The organism is Rhizobium sp. BG4 (assembly GCF_016864575.1).
Taxonomy (GTDB): Bacteria; Pseudomonadota; Alphaproteobacteria; order Rhizobiales; family Rhizobiaceae; genus Rhizobium.
This window is the reverse complement of sequence record NZ_CP044125.1, coordinates 3,136,108-3,152,799: the sequence shown is the minus strand read 5'-3', so window position 1 is coordinate 3,152,799 and position 16,692 is coordinate 3,136,108. Positions and strand designations below refer to the sequence as shown.

Genomic DNA, 16,692 nt, shown 5'->3' with positions numbered 1-16,692 from the left:
GCAGGGCGGTTCGCCGCCCTGCCCCTTTCGTATCTGATTTCTGCACCTTTTTTGGATAGGCGAGCCCTTGAACTGGATCACTGACTTTAAAATTCCGATTGGCGCCTGGGCCAAATCCTTCGTGGATTGGCTCACGACCAATGCCGACTGGTTCTTCAACCAACTCGCCTTCATCCTCTCGCATGTCATCGATGGCATGCTCTTCGTGCTGCAGGCGCCGCATCCGCTGATCGTGATCCTCGCGATCGCAGGCATTGCCTACTGGATCCGCCGGTCGGTCATCGTCGCGGTCTTCACCTGTCTTGGGCTGCTGCTGATCGCCAACCAGGGCTACTGGAAGGAAACGACGGAAACGCTGGCACTCGTGCTCGCCTCCACCTTCGTCTCCATGCTGGTCGGCATTCCGCTCGGCATCGCCGCTGCCCGCCGTGCCTGGGTCTATTCCGTACTGCGGCCGATCCTCGATCTGATGCAGACGATCCCGACCTTCGTCTACCTGATCCCGGCGCTCATCCTGTTCGGTCTCGGCATGGTTCCGGGCCTGATCGCCACGGTGATCTTCGCGATCCCGGCGCCGATCCGCCTCACCCGCCTCGGCATCATCTCCACCCCGCCCTCGCTGGTCGAAGCCGCCGAATCCTTCGGTGCCACGCCGATGCAGGTGCTGCGCAAGGTGGAACTGCCATTCGCCACGCCGCAGATCATGGCCGGCCTGACGCAAACCATCATGCTGTCGCTGTCGATGGTGGTCATCGCCGCGCTCGTCGGCGCCGATGGTCTCGGCGTGCCGGTCGTGCGCGCGCTGAACACCGTCAACGTCGCCAAGGGCTTCGAAGCCGGTCTCTGCATCGTCATCCTGGCGATCATCCTCGACCGCATGTTCCGCGTAACGGGTGAAGGAGACGGCGCATGACCGCTGTTCGTTTCGATAATGTCAGCATCATCTTCGGCGACAAACCGGAAACCGCCCTGCAGATGGTCGATCAGGGCAAGACCCGCGACGAGATCGGCGCCGCCACCGGCCTCGTCCTCGGTGTCGCCGATGCGTCGCTCGAAATCCAGGAAGGCGAGATTCTCGTCCTGATGGGTCTTTCCGGTTCCGGCAAATCGACGCTGCTGCGCGCCGTCAACGGTCTGGCGCCGGTGGTACGCGGTTCCGTCAGCGTCTCCACGGCGACCGGCACCGTCGATCCCTACAAGTGCAATGCCAAGGGTCTGCGCGACCTGCGTATGCACACCGTCTCGATGGTCTTTCAGCAGTTCGCCCTCCTGCCGTGGCGCACCGTCGCCGACAATGTCGGCTTCGGCCTCGAACTTGCCGGCATGCCGGATGCCGAGCGCAAGAAGCGCGTTGACGAGCAGCTCGAACTCGTCAATCTGACGAAATGGGCGAACCGCAAGGTCAACGAGCTCTCCGGCGGCATGCAGCAGCGCGTCGGCCTCGCCCGCGCCTTTGCGACCGGTGCGCCGATCCTGCTTATGGACGAGCCGTTCTCGGCCCTCGACCCATTGATCCGCACCCGCCTGCAGGATGAGCTCCTTGAGTTCCAGCGCCGCCTGAAGAAGACCATCCTCTTCGTCAGCCACGATCTCGACGAGGCCTTCCGCATCGGCAACCGCATCGCCATCATGGAAGGCGGACGCATCATCCAGTGCGGCACGCCGCAGGAGATCGTCAAGAACCCGGCCGACCAGTATGTCGCGGATTTCGTGCAGAACATGAACCCGATCAACATGCTGACGGCGCAGGACGTCATGCAGCCCGGTCTCGGCCAGTCCGCAGCCGGCAGCACCGTCAGCGCCACGGCCAAGCCGGCAACGCCGCTCGTCGATATTCTCGATGCGCTCGCCCGCCAGCCCGGCAGTATCGGCGTCGTCGATAACGGCGCGATCGTCGGCACGATTTCGGCGCAGGATATCGTCAGCGGCCTCACCCGCCACCGGCGCAAAGAACAGGCTTGATCCTTCCGTCCGCTTCCGCCAGAAAAGTGGACATGAAAGATCAAGCTTCCGTATTGCGGGAAACCGACGGGCAGGCTCGCACGCTTGCCCGTACGCTTCTGCGCTCCGCCCGCTATGCCGGCCTCGCCGTGCTCGATCCGGCGACCGGCTTTCCCTTCGCCAGCCGTGTGCTTCTCGGCACCGATATCGATGGCGTGCCTGTTATTCTCGTCTCGGCGCTCTCGACCCACACCAAGGCGCTGGAGAACGATCCCCGCGCCTCGCTGCTGACGGGTGAACCCGGCAAGGGCGATCCGCTGGCTTACGCGCGGCTGACGACCCAGTGCGTTGCCGAAGGCGTCGAGCGCGGCACCCCGCTGCACGAGCGCATCAGGACACGTTTCCTGAACCGCCATGCGAAGGCCAAGCTCTATATCGACTTCCCCGACTTCCGGTTTTTCCGGCTGCTTCCGCAGTCCGCCAGCCTCAACGGCGGCTTCGGACGGGCCTATATTCTGGAGGGTTCGGACCTGACGATTCTCTCCCCGGCAAACGATGCGGTGGCGGCCAGGGCCGACGACATAGTGCGAGATTTAGTAGACAACCATCCGGACCTGCTTAGGGCGCTTGAAACCCGTTTCAAGGGCAAAATTGACGGGACTTTGAGGGTTTGTGGCGTGGATAGTGCTGGTTTTGACGTGATTTCGGGCGATTACTTGTCACGTTGTGAATTTGAAGAGCCTGTCACAAATCCCGGGGAAATTATTCCACACATATCTAAAATAGCATACTCGATACCCGAAATTTAGGTATATACAATCTTCATGCCCAATTGCTACTTTTCGGGCGTCCGCCAAAACCCCGTCTAACGCCCTGCGCCTATACGGAAAAATTCGCATTAGGAAGATTGGAATAATGGAAACTACTGACTTGTCAGATCATGCTAATGTGGCGGCCGCGCTTCTGTCAGCAATGGCAAACCCCAAGCGACTGCTCATCCTCGTGAGCCTCGTGAAGGGTGAAGTTCCAGTCGGCGTTCTCGCAACGCAGGTTGGCCTCAGCCAGTCCGCCCTGTCGCAGCATCTCTCCAAGCTTCGTGCCCAGAAGCTGGTCAAGACCCGCCGCGACGCGCAGACCATCTATTACTCGAGCAATTCCGAGCCGGTCATGAAGATCCTCGCAACGCTCGAAGACATCTACGCTGTCCAGAACCGGAGCCGTTCCGCGGCTTGACGATCACGCCGACATAACGTTGGCCAAAAACCGGTCCGCCGATGGAATAAATCCGGAATGGACCGGGCGCAGTATTTCAGCACGTCAACCCTACTCCTTTGACCGGCAGATTTCCCAATCTGCCGGTTTTTTCGTTCCTGATGATACCGTCCTGGCGGTATTTCCCTCCGCCGTCGAAGCGCGTAGCAATGAGCGGTAAACTCTGGTCGCAGACGCGCGCGGTGGCTTGACGCCCCGATGCGCGCTGATAGTTTGACCGAACGGTAAAAATACGGGCTCAGGCCCGGGGAACGGGCCTCGCGGCCAGGAGAACAGCATGTCCAATCGCCTCAATACCCCGAACGACCTTCGCGCCTTCTGGATGCCGTTTACGGCAAACCGCCAGTTCAAGAAGGAGCCGCGCATGTTCGTCGGCGCCAAGGACATGTATTACACCACCCATGACGGCCGCCAGGTGCTCGATGGCACCGCGGGTCTCTGGTGCGTCAATGCCGGCCACTGCCGCCCGAAGATCACCGAAGCGATCCGTGAACAGGCGGGCGAGCTCGACTACGCCCCGGCCTTCCAGCTCGGCCACCCCAAGGCCTTCGAACTGGCCAACCGCCTGGTCGATATCGCGCCTGAGGGCATGAACCACGTTCTCTACACCAATTCGGGTTCTGAATCGGTCGAGACCGCCCTCAAGGTGGCGCTTGCCTATCACCGCGTGAAGGGCAACGGTTCGCGCTTCCGCCTGATCGGCCGCGAGCGCGGCTATCACGGCGTCAATTTCGGCGGCATCTCCGTCGGCGGCATCGTCTCCAACCGCAAGATGTTCGGCACGCTGCTGACCGGCGTCGACCACATGCCGCACACACATCAGCCCGGCAAGAACAACTTCACACGTGGCGAACCCGAGCATGGCGGCGATATCGCCAGCGAACTGGAACGCATCGTCACCCTGCATGACGCCTCGACCATCGCTGCCGTCATCGTCGAGCCGGTCGCCGGCTCTACCGGCGTTCTCATCCCGCCGAAGGGCTACCTGCAGAAGCTGCGCGAGATCTGCACCAAGCACGGCATCCTGTTGATCTTCGACGAAGTCATCACCGGTTTCGGCCGCCTCGGCGCTCCGTTCGCCGCCCAGTATTACGACGTCAAGCCCGACATGATCACCACCGCCAAGGGCCTGACCAACGGCGTCATCCCGATGGGCGCGGTCTTCGTCACCTCGGAAATTCATGATGCCTTCATGAACGGCCCCGAGCACATGATCGAGTTCTTCCACGGCTACACCTATTCGGGCAACCCGATCGCCTCGGCAGCCGCACTCGCAACGCTCGACACCTACAAGGAAGAAGGCCTGCTGACCCGCGCCGCCGAGCTTTCCGACTACTGGGCCGATGCGCTGCATTCGCTGAAGGACTGCCCGAATGTCATCGACATCAGAAACACCGGCCTGATCGGCGCCATCGAGCTCGATCCGATCGCCGGCGAGCCCACCAAGCGCGCCTTCACCGCCTTCCTGAAGGCTTACGAGAAGGGCCTGCTGATCCGCACCACCGGCGACATCATCGCGCTGTCGCCGCCGCTGATCATCGAAAAGCACCATATCGACGAACTGTTCGGCAAGCTGCGCGAAATCCTGCAGAACAATATCTGATCATCACCAGACAAACGAAAAGGCCCGCCGGAGCTGATCTCCGGCAGGCCTTTTTCATTTCTCGGTCTCAGACTTTCGGCGCCGAGGACACCGACAGGCAGAGCGCGAAGCGCTTCAGCAGCTTGGTGTCGAAATGGCCCTCGCGGCCGAGCATCCATTTCAGCGCCTCGGCAGGCGACCAGGGCTGCTTGTAAGGCCGGATCGAGGTGATCGCGTCATAGACGTCGCAGATCGCCGCCAGCCGCGCATAAATGCTGAGCTTCGATCCCGGCAGCATGTTCGGATATCCGCGGCCGTCGATCCGCTCATGGTGGTTGAGGCAGACGTCGAGGACGATCTCTGGCATCCCCGCCTGCCGCTGCAGAATCGCGTGGCCGAGCTCGGGATGGCTGCGGATCAGCTTCATCTCCTCGTCGTCGAGCTTGCCTTCCTTGGAAAGGATCTCCTGCGGAATCTCAAGCTTGCCGACATCGTGCAGCAGCCCGCCGATGCCGAGAACGCGCACCGTTTCCTCGTCGAAATCAAGATAGCGGGCAAAATGGATCATCAGGGCGCTGACGGACAGCGAGTGCAGGAAGGTCGTCTCGTCCTTCGACTTCAGCCGGGTGACGCTGAGGAAGATCGCCGGATTGTCGTCGAGCGACGTCGAGAGCCCGGAGATGACAGGCGCGATATCGTCGAGCGCGACGCCCGCCCCGCCCTGCACCCTGCTGAACACATCCTCCAGCTGCTCGGCGGATTTCTGGATGGTTTCGCGGGCGGCCTTGGTCTGCGCCTCGACGGCACGCGGGTCCTCGGATGCATAGGCGGCCACGTTGGAGCGCAAGCCGTTGGTATCTACACCCTTGGCTGTATTGATGACCACGCCGGCAGCGCCGCTGCCGCGCAACCGCTGGGCATCGGATTCGCGTCTGACGAGAAACCGGTGACGCCCGAGCAACGGGTCGTTCCAGCTCCCTTCGACAGCCTCGATAAACATCCCAAGCCTGACCTGGTTCGCTTCAATGCGCTTTAGCATTCAGACGCTTATTCCTAACGCACGGTTAGACTTGCCGGCCGGAGTTTATTCTTGAGACACACTCGCGATCGGCCACCCCTCTACAACCTTCATAGCATGCAAATGTTAATCGGTTCTATTTTACGAATATTCTCAGACACAAAGATTCAGTAGTTATTCTTTGTATAGTCCAAGCATTATTTGCAACTCTCGGATTAAATCGTTGCGACTACATAGCCAAAGGTAGATGCCGGCTAGCGATCAGAAAAATTCGGTGATTTTTTAAGAAAATGGCGCCGAAGGCGGTCCCCACAGCGCAATCCAGAACAATTTTGCCTGTGGTTTTGTTATTTCCTTGCGAAATCAAGCGAGAATTCCTAGAAAATCGCCGTGCGCCTGCTGAAGTCAAAGATGACCGGACGGGCGCATTGACCGCACCGAAGCCGCCGTCTTGGCGCAACTCAAAAGGGTTGTTGTACGCACCGGTTTCGATGTCGCGGCAGTCACGCGGGCCGAAAGCCCAACCCAAGGAGAACGAAAAATGAGTCTGAAGACTTTGACTGGCGCGATGCTCGCATCGCTGGCTTTTGCACCGCTTGCCCATGCCGATATCACCATCGGCCTCATCGCGCCCCTCACCGGCCCGGTTGCCGCTTACGGCGATCAGGTGAAGAACGGCGCGCAGACCGCCGTTGACGAAATCAACAAGAACGGCGGCATCCTCGGCGAGAAGGTCATCCTGAAGACCGCTGACGACGCCGGCGAACCGAAGCAGGGCGTTTCCGCCGCCAACCAGCTGGTCGGCGAAGGCATCAAGTACGTCGTCGGCCCGGTCACCTCGGGCGTCGCCATTCCGGCTTCCGACGTGCTCGCTGAAAACGGCGTGCTGATGGTCACCCCGACGGCAACGTCGCCGGACCTCACCAAGCGCGGCCTGACCAACGTCCTGCGCACCTGCGGCCGTGACGACCAGCAGGCTGCCGTTGCTGCCGAATACGCCCTGAAGCACTTCAAGGACAAGCGTATCGCCATCATCAACGACAAGGGCGCCTACGGTAAAGGCCTCGCCGACAACTTCAAGGCAACGCTGAATGCCGGCGGTGTCAAGGAAGTCATCGACGACGCCGTCACCCCCGGCGACAAGGACTTCTCGGCGCTCACCACCCGCCTGAAGGCCGAAAAGGTCGACGTCGTCTATTTCGGCGGCTACCACCCGGAAGGCGGCCTGCTCGCCCGCCAGCTCGCCGACCTCTCGGTCAAGGCGACGATCATCGGCGGTGACGGCCTGTCGAACAGCGAATTCTGGAACATCGGTACGGAAGCCGCTGCAGGCACGATCTTCACCAACGCCTCCGACGCGACGAAGAGCCCGGATTCCAAGGCAGCAGCCGCAGCGCTGGCCGCCAAGAACATCCCGGCCGAAGCCTTCACGCTGAACGCCTACGCCGCTGTCGAAGTCATCAAGGCCGGCATCGAAAAGGCCAAGAGCGCCGAAGACGCGGAAGCCGTCGCAACCGCCCTCAAGGGCGGCGAAGCGATCCCGACCGCCATCGGCAAGCTGACCTACGGCGAAACCGGCGACCTCTCCTCGAAGAGCTTCGAGCTCTACAAGTGGGAAGCCGGCAAGGCCGTTCCGGTCGAATAAGCTTTTCACAAGCAAGAGACTGAAGGATTGGGCGCCGCAAGGCGCCCTTTCTGTTTGCAGCCAGGAGCAATCGGCATTCCGTTCAGGCTGAGCCGGTCCTAGTCGATATGCACGGCAAGCGTCCGCTTCAGCGTTTTGAGAACGACGCTCGTCGTGAACTTGCGGATGTTGCGGTTGAGCTCCATCATCCGGTCGGCCAGCACATCGAAATGCTCTACGGACTGCGCCAGGATCACCAGCGTATAGTCGCCCCGCCCCGACGTGCACCACGCCTCCTGCACTTCCGGCGTCTCGGCGATCCAGCGCATGAACGGCTGCAGCAGTTCCGGCCGGTCGCGCTCCAGCTCCACCTCGACCAGCATCGAAACCGCCGAGCCGATCGCCTTGGGATCAACGACGGAGACGTCGCGGAGGATCACCTTGTCGTCCCGGAGTTTCTGCAGCCGCCGCTGCGTCGAGGATTGCGAAAGCCCGACGCGCTCGGACAGCGCCGCCAGCGTGATCGTCGCATCCTGCTGCATCAGCTTGAGGATCTCGCGATCCGCCTTGGTCAGCGTCATGATAGAAATTCCCACAAAATCTCGAAAATCAGGAAATACTCCCGCCCAGTGAAGAGAATACGGGATTATTCGCAAGTTTTCACTGGCATCTTTATCGCATGACGAACAGCCAGCAACACCCCTCCGCCGATGGTATTCTCGCCGCATCCAAGGCGATCGATCCCGTTTTCCTCAACAGTCCGCTCATCGAGCAGCAAAGCGCCAACGCCGCCCTCGGCCTCCGGCTCTTCGCCAAGGTCGAGACGCTCAATCCGATCCGCTCGTTCAAGGGCCGCGGCACCAGCTGGTGGCTGCACAACGAGCCGCCGGGCGACACCCCGATCGTCTCCGCCTCGGCGGGAAATTTTGGCCAGGGCCTCGCCTATGCCGGGCGGGCGCGGGGCCGCCGCGTCGTCATCTTCTCCGCCACGACCGCCAATCCCGGCAAGGTCGACGCGATGCGAAAGCTCGGCGCCGAAGTGCGGCTGGAGGGAGCGGATTTCGACGCCGCCAAGGCCGCCGCCCGCCGTTACACTGAGGAGCATGACTGCGCCTTCGTCGAGGACGGCGCGTTGCGGACGATCGCCGAGGGCGCCGGCACCATCGCGCTGGAGATCACCGAACAGCTCGCCCGAAGCGCCGTCCGCCTCGATGCCATCGTCGTGCCGCTCGGCAACGGCGCGCTCCTGACGGGCGTCGGCACCTGGATCAGGGCGCATGCGCCGGATTGCAAGGTCATCGGCATCGTCGCCTCGAATGCTCCGGCGATGAAACGCTCCTGGGAAACCGGTCATCCCGCTACGACCGAAACGGCGGCGACCGCCGCCGACGGCATCGCCGTGCGCGAATGCGTGCCCTATGCGCTCGATTGCATGAAGGCGACCGTCGACGATGTCTGGGAGGTCAGCGAAGCCGACATCAGCGCGGCACGCGACTTCTGCCGCCTGCACTACGGCCTCGTCGTCGAGGAGGCCGGAGCCGCCGGTCTCGCCGGCCTCATCCGGCATGGCAAGGCGCTGGAAGGCGTCACCGTCGCAACCATCCTCTGCGGCGCCAACGTCAGGGCCGACATCGCGTGAACGCCCCTCCCCGTCGCGCTGGAGAACGTTTAGGCTAGGCAACCGATTCAATACGAGGAAGCCGCCATGACCAAACGTCTCGAAGCGATGATCGACCAGGGCACCGGCCGCATCCCGGCAGACATCGTCCTGAAGGGCGGCCGCTTCTTCGATCTCGTTACCGGCGAACTCGTCTCCTCCGACATCGCCATCTGCGGCGACCGGATCGTCGGCACCTGCGCCGATTATCAGGCCGTCGAGGAGATCGACATCTCCGGCAAGATCGTCGTTCCCGGTTTCATCGACACGCATCTCCACATCGAATCCTCGCTCGTCACCCCGCATGAATTCGACCGCTGCGTCCTGCCTTATGGCGTGACGACGGTGATCTGTGATCCGCACGAGATCGCCAATGTCATCGGTGAGGACGGCATCCGCTTCTTCCTGGATTCCGCACTCGAGACGATCATGGACATCCGCGTCCAGCTCTCCTCCTGCGTCCCCGCGACCCATCTGGAAACCGCGGGCGCCGATCTGCCGATCGAAAAGCTCCTGCCCTTCCGCGATCACCCGAAGGTCATCGGCCTTGCCGAATTCATGAATTTCCCGGGTGTCATCCACAAGGATCCGGTCTGCCTTGCCAAGCTCGAAGCGTTCCAGGGCGACCATATCGATGGCCACGCGCCGCTGCTGAGCGGCACCAATCTCAACGGCTATCTCTCAGCCGGCATCCGCACCGAGCATGAATGCACCACCGCCGGGGAAGCGCTGGAAAAGATCCGCAAGGGCATGCATATCCTGGTGCGCGAAGGCTCGGTTTCGAAGGATCTCCACGCCCTGCTGCCGATAATTACCGAGCGTCTCTCGCCCTATCTTGCGCTCTGCACCGACGACCGCAATCCGCTCGATATCGCCGAACAGGGCCATCTCGACTACATGATCCGCACGGCGATCGCACACGGCGTCGAGCCCCTCGCCGTCTATCGCGCAGCCTCGATCTCGGCTGCCCGCGCCTTCGGCCTCCGCGACCGCGGCCTCGTGGCCCCCGGCTGGCGCGCCGATCTCGTGGTCATCGACAGCCTCGAAAGCTGCAAGGCCGAGACGGTCTTCGCCGCCGGCCGGCGCGTCACCGACGCGCTGTTTGCCACCCGCAAGCCGGTCACCCCCGTCGGTCTCGACAGCGTCAAGGCGCGCCCCGTCCAGGCCATGCATTTCGGCGTCCCGGTCGCCGAGGGCGAAACGCCCGTCATCGGCGTCATGCCCGGCAAGATCATCACCGAGCACCGCCGCTACCGCCTTCCCGTCAAGGGCAACCAGACCGACCTCGATCTTGCAAACGACATCATCAAGGTCGCCGTCATCGAGCGCCACGGCAAGAACGGTAACCACGCCAACGGCTTCGTCCAGGGTTTCGGGCTGAAGAAAGGCGCGATCGCCTCCACCGTCGGTCATGACAGCCACAATATCTGCGTCGTCGGTGTCAACGAGGACGACATGGCGCTTGCGGCAAACCGCCTCGGCGAAATCAAGGGCGGCTTCGTCGTCGTCGAGGACGGTAAGGTCACCGGCGAAATCCCACTCCCCGTCGCCGGCCTGATGAGCCTCGAGCCCTACGAGAGCGTCCGCGACACGCTGCATCACTTGAGAAAGGCGGCCTATGCCCTTGGAACGACTCTCGAAGAGCCCTTCCTCCAGGTCGCCTTCCTGCCGCTCCCGGTGATCCCGCACCTGAAGATTTCGGACAAGGGGATGGTGGATGTCGATCGCTTCATGTTGATTGGATGAGCGATGCCTGTCGTCTTCAGATCCGGAAGCTTGAAGTTTTTCTTCTATTCAAACGAAGGCGATCCGCGCGAGCCGCTCCACATTCATGTCCGCGGGCCGAATGGCGAAGCGAAAGTATGGCTTTCGCCGGCAATCGGGATTGCCGACAGCAAAGGCTTCAATCCGAGGGAGCTAGCTGATATCATTCGAGAAGTGGCGAAGAACAAACCAGCCATCGAGAGAGCTTGGCATGAGCATTTCAGCAACTGAGGTCAGCTTCGATGAAAGCACCATGTGGGTCGCGCTCGACGACGGCCGCACGCTCGGCGTGCCGCTCGCCTGGTTTCCGCGCCTGCTCTCGGCAACTGCCGCACAGCGCGCCGCTGTCGAGATCAGCCCGATGGGCCTCCATTGGGATGAACTCGACGAGGACATTTCGATCGAAGGGCTGATCGCCGGCCGCGGAGACCAGACGACCAAGCGCCCATCCGCGGCCTGATCAGGCGAGCGCCCCGCAATAGCCGCTGAGCGGCGCAAGCTTGATCGCCCCGCCCGACACCTCGCCCTTCAGCCCCGGCACGGCGACCGCACCGGCGACCTTCACACCCGCAGGCAGTTTGAACTCCGCCGCCTCGCGCGTCAGGTTGAAGACGAAGAGCAGCTTCTCCTCGCCCTTCTGGCGGGTGAAAGCCAACAGGTCCTGGTTGGTGCCGATGAACTCCATGTCGCCGTCGATCAGGGCCGGATGCTGTTTGCGGAATTCGAGCGTCTGGCGGTAGTGCGTCAGAACCGAGTTGCTGTCCGTCTGCTGCGCATCGACCGATAGCGCTGCCTGCTCATAAGGCACCGGCAGCCAGCTTTTCTCGGCCGAGGTGAAGCCTGCATGCGCCTTGGCGGCCTCCCAGGGCATCGGCGTGCGGCATCCGTCGCGGCCCTTGAAGGCCGGCCAGAAGCGGATACCGTAGGGGTCACGCAGGTCCTCGAAGGCGAGTTCCGCCTCGGGAAGGCCGAGTTCCTCGCCCTGGTAGAGGCAGATCGAGCCGCGCAGCGCCGCCAGAACGGAGATCGCCAGCTTGGCGATGACGGGACGCTCGGCCTCGGTCTTGGCGAAGCGGCTGACATGGCGGTTGACGTCGTGGTTGGAGAAGGCCCAGCAGACCCACCCGTCCTTCACCATCCGCTGGAACGTATCGACGCAATTGCGGATATGGGCGGCGGTGAAATCCGGTCCGAGCAGGTCGAACGTATAGCACATGTGCAGCTTGTCGCCGCCGCTGACATAGGCGGCCACCGTCTTCAGCGAGCGGGCGCCATCGCCCACTTCGCCGACCGTCGTGCGGTCCTCGTACTGGTCGAGCAGCGCCCGGAAGCGCTTCAGGAAGTCGATATTCTCCGGCTGCGTCTTGTCGTAGAGGTGATTCTGCATGCCGTAGGGATTGCTGTCAGGCGCATCGAGCCCGGCGTCGCTCTCGTCCGGCTCGTGCGCAGGGTTGTCGCGCAACAGCTTGTCGCAGAAGTAATAGTTGACCGTATCGAGGCGGAAGCCGTCGACGCCACGGTCGAGCCAGAATTTCACCGTCTTCAGCACCGCGTCCTGAACCTCCTTGTTGTGGAAGTTGAGGTCGGGCTGCGAGGTCAGGAAGTTGTGCTGATAATATTGGCGGCGCACGCCGTCCCATTCCCAGCCCGGTCCGCCGAAGATCGACAGCCAGTTGTTCGGCGCCGTGCCGTCGCGCTTCGGATCGGCCCAGACATACCAGTCGGATTTCGGATTGTTCCGGCTCGCCCGGCTCTCGATGAACCAGGGGTGCTGGTCGGATGTATGCGAGATCACCTGGTCGATGATGATCTTCAGGCCCAGCGCATGCGCCGCCCTCATCATCTCGTCGAAATCCTCGAGCGTCCCGAAGATCGGATCGACATCGCAATAATCTGAGACGTCGTAGCCCATGTCGGCCATCGGCGACTTGAAGAAGGGCGACAGCCAGATCGCGTCGACGCCGAGGCTGGCAATATGCGGCAGGCGGCGGGTTATCCCCTTGAGGTCACCGAGACCATCGCCATTCGTATCCTGAAAAGAGCGTGGATAGACCTGATAGATTACCGCGCCCCGCCACCAGTCCGCCGTCTTGCCTGCCATGAATGCCTTCTCCGAATAGTCCGATTGCAGACAGACTAAAGCCGTGAAAACAAAAAACAACTGCGTTAACAGCCTATTCTGGGGTAGACGCGGAAAGGCAAATTCGCGCCGCATATAGGCTTGTCCACACCCTTAGCGACCCCTCTGCAAGGGGGTTGCAACGCCAAACCTTTGCGATAAGGTGCGCGTTGACCTGCACGTAACAGGTCAAAACCGGGAACAAATGACTAAAAACAGGCGACAAAGCCTGGAAAGGTGGCCCAACCATGAACCATATAACGAAAAAAATTCTAGCCTCTGCAATGTTTGGCACATTGCTGGCTTTCTCGGCCCACGCGGCCACGATCAACATCCATAACGGCGGCGACCCGACGTCGCTCGACCCGCAGAAGCTCTCCGGCGACTGGGAAAACCGTATCGCCGGCGACATTTTCGAAGGTCTTGTGACCGAAGACGCCAAGGACAATCCGATTCCCGGCCAGGCCGAAAGCTGGAAAGTCTCCGACGACGGCAAGGTCTACACCTTCAAGCTTCGTGACGGCATCAAGTGGTCCGATGGCCAGCCGGTAACGGCCGGAGACTTCGTCTTCGCCTTCCAGCGCCTCGTCGACCCGAAGAACGCCGCCGACTACGCCTATCTGCAGTTCACCATCAAGAACGCCGAAAAGATCAACAAGGGCGAGATCACCGATCTCAACCAGCTCGGCGTCAAGGCAATCGACGACAAGACCCTCGAGATCACTCTCGAAAACCCGACCCCCTACTTCATCAACGCGCTGATGCACTACACGGCCTATCCACTGCCGAAGCATGTGGTGGAAGCCAAGGGCGCCGACTGGGTGAAGATCGGCAACATCGTCACCAACGGCCCCTATAAGCCGACCGAATGGGTTCCGGGTTCGCACGTCACCACCGTCAAGAACGACCAGTATTACGGTGCCAAGGACCTGAAGATCGATGGCGCCAAGTTCTTCGTTCTCGAAGACCAGGAAGCCGCGCTGAAGCGTTACCGCGCCGGCGAATTCGACATCCTCACGGACTTCCCGACCGACCAGTACGAGTGGATGAAGAAGAACCTGCCGGGCCAGGCGCATGTCGCCCCGTTCTCGGGTCTTTACTACTACGTCATCAACTCGCAGAAGCCGCCCTTCAGCGACAAGCGCGTCCGCCAGGCTCTGTCCATGGCGATCAACCGCGAAGTCATCGGCCCGCAGATCCTCGGCACCGGCGAACTGCCGGCCTATTCCTGGGTCCCGCCGGGCACGGCGAATTACGGCGATCCGGCCTACGTGTCCTGGAAGGACATGCCCTACAAGGAAAAGGTCGAGGAAGCCAAGAAGCTGCTCAAGGAAGCCGGCTTCGGCCCTGATCATCCGCTGACCGCCGAGCTCAAGTACAACACCAACGACAACCACAAGCGCATCGCCGTGGCGATCGCCTCCATGTGGAAGCCGCTGGGCGTCAATGTCGAGCTCGTCAATGCCGAAACCAAGGTCCATTACGACCAACTGCAGCGCGGCGAAGTGCAGATCGGCCGTGCCGGCTGGCTCGCCGACTATAACGATCCGGACAACTTCCTGAACCTGCTCGTCACGGGCGTCCAGATGAACTACGGTCGCTGGTCGAACCCGGAATACGACAAGCTGATCAAGGACGGCAACGCTCAGACCGATCTGACCAAGCGCGCCGAAATGTTCAAGAAGGCCGAGCAGATCGCGCTGGATGATTCCGCTGCGCTGCCGATCTACTATTACGTTTCCAAGAACGTCGTTTCGCCCAAGATCGAGGGCTTCGTCGACAACGTCCAGGACATCCACCGCACCCGCTGGCTGTCGATGAAAGAATAAGGGAAAACGGCCCCTTCCGCTCTTGGCGGAAGGGGCCGGTTCACGATCATGATCAAATATGCACTCCGTCGATTGCTGTCGACGATCCCCGTCCTGTGGATCGCCGTCACAGCCTGCTTTTTCGTTTTGCGCCTTGCCCCCGGCGGCCCCTTCGATGGCGAAAGGCCATTGCCGCCGGTGATCCTGAAGAACCTGGCCGTCCACTACAATCTGGATAAGCCGCTGGTTCAGCAGTACCTCATCTATGTGGGCGACCTCCTGAGAGGCGACCTCGGCCCGTCATTTGCCAGCGAAGACTTCACCGTCGCGCAGCAGATCATGATCGGCCTGCCCTATACCTTCACCATCGGCACCGCTGCCTTCCTCGTCGCCATTATCGTCGGCGTCTTCGTCGGCTGTCTTGGGGCGCTCTATCAGAACAAGACGCCGGACTACATTCTGGGCGCCCTGATCCTGGTAGGCGTCGTTCTGCCGAACTTCCTGATCGCGCCGATCCTGCAGCTGGTCTTCGGCATCCATCTCGCCTGGCTGCCGGTCGGCGGCTGGGGTGACGGCTCGCTGAAATTCCTCGTCCTGCCCGTCGTCGTGCTGGCTCTGCCGCATGCGGGGCGCATCTCGCGCATCACCCGCGGCTCGATGATCGAGGTGATGGGCCAGAACTATATCCGTACCGCCAAGGCCAAGGGCATCGGCCCGCGCCTGACGATCATGCGCCATGCGCTGAAGCCCGCCATGATGCCCGTCGTCTCCTATCTCGGCCCGGCGGCCAGTTATCTTCTCACCGGCTCGCTGGTTGTCGAAAGCGTCTTCGGACTGCCCGGCATCGGCCGCTATTTCATCAACGCAGCGCTCAATCGCGACTACGGCATGGTTCTCGGCACGGTCATCTTCTACATGGTGCTGATCGTCTTTTTGAACCTTCTCGTCGACATCGCCTATGCGTGGCTCGATCCGAAAGTGAGAAACCGATGATCCTCAATCCTGCCAAACGCGAATTGCTGGCAGCCGAGCTGCTCGAGGCCGAAGGCCTTGCGCCCGAGGGGCGCTCGCTCACCAGGGATGCGTTGCGCCGCCTGTCGCGCAACAAGGCCGCGGTCGTCTCGATCGTCGTCCTCGTTCTTTTGATCCTCGTCGCCTTCGCCGGCCCCTGGTTCATTCCCTACAACTACGAAGATCCGGATTGGGCAGCCTTCCGCATCCCGCCCTCCTTCGAGACCGGCCACTATTTCGGCACCGACCCGAATGGCCGCGACTTGCTGGCACGCGTGCTTTACGGCACCCGCATCTCGCTTGCCGTCGCCTTCACCGCCACGCTGGTCTCCGTCGTCATCGGCGTGCTCTACGGCGCCATCTCCGGCTATATCGGCGGACGGCTGGATTCGATCATGATGCGCTTCGTCGACATCATGTACGCCTTCCCCTACATCCTCTTCGTCATCCTGCTGATGGTCATCTTCGGCCGCAACGTCTACCTGCTCTTTGCAGCGATCGGCGCGCTCGAATGGCTGACCATGGCCCGTATCGTTCGCGGCCAGACGCTGTCGATCAAGCACCGCGAGTTCATCGAGGCGGCGCGCGCCTCCGGCCAGCGGCCGCTCAAGATCATCATCAAGCACATCATCCCGAACCTGATCGGCCCGGTCGTGATCTTCGCGGCCCTCACCGTCCCCGAAATCATCGCCACGGAGAGCTTCCTCTCCTATCTCGGCTTCGGCGTTCAGGAGCCGCTGACCTCGCTCGGCACGCTGATTGCGGAAGGCACCGATGCCATGGAAAGCATGCCATGGCTGCTGATCTTCCCGGCCTGCTTCCTCGTCGCCCTGCTGCTCAGCCTGCTGTTCATCGGCGATGGCCTGCGCGATGCGTTCGACCCGAAGGATCGCTGA

General features: G+C 61.7%; 16 protein-coding genes. 13 read left to right on the top strand and 3 right to left on the bottom strand.

Annotated elements, in window-relative coordinates:
- Positions 1-67: 67 nt before the first annotated feature.
- The 5 genes from choW (at position 68) to F2982_RS15770 (ending at position 4,816) form a co-directional block, all read left to right on the top strand.
- Positions 68-913 (top strand): choline ABC transporter permease subunit, encoded by an 846-nt coding sequence (gene choW, locus F2982_RS15790; RefSeq protein ID WP_112719403.1) that lies wholly within the window; start codon positions 68-70, stop codon positions 911-913.
- Complete coding sequence (gene choV, locus F2982_RS15785; RefSeq protein WP_199627237.1) at positions 910-1,962, top strand: choline ABC transporter ATP-binding protein; 1,053 nt, start codon at positions 910-912, stop codon at positions 1,960-1,962. Before choW ends, choV begins: the two co-directional genes overlap by 4 nt.
- A 32-nt stretch (positions 1,963-1,994) precedes the next feature.
- A complete protein-coding gene (locus F2982_RS15780) occupies positions 1,995-2,750 on the top strand; it encodes a pyridoxamine 5'-phosphate oxidase family protein (protein WP_203428401.1) in 756 nt (251 codons plus the stop codon).
- A gap of 106 nt (positions 2,751-2,856) precedes the next feature.
- A complete protein-coding gene (locus F2982_RS15775; protein WP_112719406.1) occupies positions 2,857-3,174 on the top strand; it encodes a metalloregulator ArsR/SmtB family transcription factor in 318 nt (105 codons plus the stop codon).
- Positions 3,175-3,490: 316 nt separating this feature from the next.
- On the top strand, positions 3,491-4,816 hold the full coding sequence (locus F2982_RS15770; protein WP_112719407.1) for an aspartate aminotransferase family protein: 1,326 nt from the start codon (positions 3,491-3,493) through the stop codon (positions 4,814-4,816).
- A gap of 67 nt (positions 4,817-4,883) precedes the next feature.
- Here F2982_RS15770 and F2982_RS15765 read toward each other — a convergent pair whose 3' ends face one another.
- A complete protein-coding gene (locus F2982_RS15765; RefSeq protein WP_203428400.1) occupies positions 4,884-5,834 on the bottom strand; it encodes an HD-GYP domain-containing protein in 951 nt (316 codons plus the stop codon).
- 520 nt (positions 5,835-6,354) lie between these two features.
- Between F2982_RS15765 and F2982_RS15760 the strand changes: the two genes are divergently transcribed.
- A complete protein-coding gene (locus F2982_RS15760; RefSeq protein ID WP_112719409.1) occupies positions 6,355-7,458 on the top strand; it encodes a branched-chain amino acid ABC transporter substrate-binding protein in 1,104 nt (367 codons plus the stop codon).
- 98 nt (positions 7,459-7,556) lie between these two features.
- On the opposite strand, the gene F2982_RS15755 is transcribed toward F2982_RS15760, so the two are convergent.
- Complete coding sequence (locus F2982_RS15755) at positions 7,557-8,018, bottom strand: Lrp/AsnC family transcriptional regulator (protein WP_199627249.1); 462 nt, start codon at positions 8,016-8,018, stop codon at positions 7,557-7,559.
- Between the two features lie 98 nt (positions 8,019-8,116).
- On the opposite strand from F2982_RS15755, the gene F2982_RS15750 reads away from it, so the two are divergent.
- The 4 genes from F2982_RS15750 to F2982_RS15735 all read left to right on the top strand — a co-directional run bounded on the left by F2982_RS15750 (position 8,117) and on the right by F2982_RS15735 (position 11,318).
- Positions 8,117-9,076 (top strand): pyridoxal-phosphate dependent enzyme, encoded by a 960-nt coding sequence (locus F2982_RS15750; RefSeq protein WP_203428399.1) that lies wholly within the window; start codon positions 8,117-8,119, stop codon positions 9,074-9,076.
- Between the two features lie 66 nt (positions 9,077-9,142).
- Positions 9,143-10,840, top strand: coding sequence for an adenine deaminase (gene ade, locus F2982_RS15745; protein WP_203428398.1), 1,698 nt, complete (start codon positions 9,143-9,145; stop codon positions 10,838-10,840).
- Positions 10,841-10,843: 3 nt separating this feature from the next.
- The gene (locus tag F2982_RS15740) at positions 10,844-11,089 is read left to right on the top strand and encodes a DUF4160 domain-containing protein (RefSeq protein WP_203428397.1); all 246 of its coding nucleotides are present in this window, start codon (positions 10,844-10,846) and stop codon (positions 11,087-11,089) included.
- On the top strand, positions 11,070-11,318 hold the full coding sequence (locus tag F2982_RS15735; protein WP_203428396.1) for a DUF2442 domain-containing protein: 249 nt from the start codon (positions 11,070-11,072) through the stop codon (positions 11,316-11,318). Before F2982_RS15740 ends, F2982_RS15735 begins: the two co-directional genes overlap by 20 nt.
- Here F2982_RS15735 and F2982_RS15730 read toward each other — a convergent pair whose 3' ends face one another.
- Positions 11,319-12,959, bottom strand: coding sequence for an alpha-glucosidase family protein (locus F2982_RS15730; protein ID WP_203428395.1), 1,641 nt, complete (start codon positions 12,957-12,959; stop codon positions 11,319-11,321).
- A gap of 266 nt (positions 12,960-13,225) precedes the next feature.
- On the opposite strand from F2982_RS15730, the gene F2982_RS15725 reads away from it, so the two are divergent.
- The 3 genes from F2982_RS15725 to F2982_RS15715 are packed head-to-tail and all read left to right on the top strand — an operon-like array spanning position 13,226 to position 16,692.
- Complete coding sequence (locus F2982_RS15725) at positions 13,226-14,806, top strand: peptide ABC transporter substrate-binding protein (RefSeq protein ID WP_130277772.1); 1,581 nt, start codon at positions 13,226-13,228, stop codon at positions 14,804-14,806.
- A gap of 48 nt (positions 14,807-14,854) precedes the next feature.
- The gene (locus F2982_RS15720) at positions 14,855-15,778 is read left to right on the top strand and encodes an ABC transporter permease subunit (protein WP_112719417.1); all 924 of its coding nucleotides are present in this window, start codon (positions 14,855-14,857) and stop codon (positions 15,776-15,778) included.
- A complete protein-coding gene (locus F2982_RS15715) occupies positions 15,775-16,692 on the top strand; it encodes an ABC transporter permease subunit (RefSeq protein WP_130277771.1) in 918 nt (305 codons plus the stop codon). The genes F2982_RS15720 and F2982_RS15715 overlap by 4 nt, the downstream gene beginning before the upstream one ends.

Excerpts from the sequence above, each read along its gene's own strand:
- choV (WP_199627237.1), top strand. The coding sequence starts at position 910 with ATGACCGCTGTTCGTTTCGATAATGTCAGCATCATCTTCGGCGACAAA.
- F2982_RS15780 (WP_203428401.1), top strand. The coding sequence starts at position 1,995 with ATGAAAGATCAAGCTTCCGTATTGCGGGAAACCGACGGGCAGGCTCGC.
- F2982_RS15775 (WP_112719406.1), top strand. The coding sequence starts at position 2,857 with ATGGAAACTACTGACTTGTCAGATCATGCTAATGTGGCGGCCGCGCTT.
- F2982_RS15770 (WP_112719407.1), top strand. The coding sequence starts at position 3,491 with ATGTCCAATCGCCTCAATACCCCGAACGACCTTCGCGCCTTCTGGATG.
- F2982_RS15765 (WP_203428400.1), bottom strand. The coding sequence starts at position 5,834 with ATGCTAAAGCGCATTGAAGCGAACCAGGTCAGGCTTGGGATGTTTATC.
- F2982_RS15760 (WP_112719409.1), top strand. The coding sequence starts at position 6,355 with ATGAGTCTGAAGACTTTGACTGGCGCGATGCTCGCATCGCTGGCTTTT.
- F2982_RS15755 (WP_199627249.1), bottom strand. The coding sequence starts at position 8,018 with ATGACGCTGACCAAGGCGGATCGCGAGATCCTCAAGCTGATGCAGCAG.
- F2982_RS15750 (WP_203428399.1), top strand. The coding sequence starts at position 8,117 with ATGACGAACAGCCAGCAACACCCCTCCGCCGATGGTATTCTCGCCGCA.
- ade (WP_203428398.1), top strand. The coding sequence starts at position 9,143 with ATGACCAAACGTCTCGAAGCGATGATCGACCAGGGCACCGGCCGCATC.
- F2982_RS15740 (WP_203428397.1), top strand. The coding sequence starts at position 10,844 with ATGCCTGTCGTCTTCAGATCCGGAAGCTTGAAGTTTTTCTTCTATTCA.
- F2982_RS15735 (WP_203428396.1), top strand. The coding sequence starts at position 11,070 with ATGAGCATTTCAGCAACTGAGGTCAGCTTCGATGAAAGCACCATGTGG.
- F2982_RS15730 (WP_203428395.1), bottom strand. The coding sequence starts at position 12,959 with ATGGCAGGCAAGACGGCGGACTGGTGGCGGGGCGCGGTAATCTATCAG.
- F2982_RS15725 (WP_130277772.1), top strand. The coding sequence starts at position 13,226 with ATGAACCATATAACGAAAAAAATTCTAGCCTCTGCAATGTTTGGCACA.
- F2982_RS15720 (WP_112719417.1), top strand. The coding sequence starts at position 14,855 with ATGATCAAATATGCACTCCGTCGATTGCTGTCGACGATCCCCGTCCTG.
- F2982_RS15715 (WP_130277771.1), top strand. The coding sequence starts at position 15,775 with ATGATCCTCAATCCTGCCAAACGCGAATTGCTGGCAGCCGAGCTGCTC.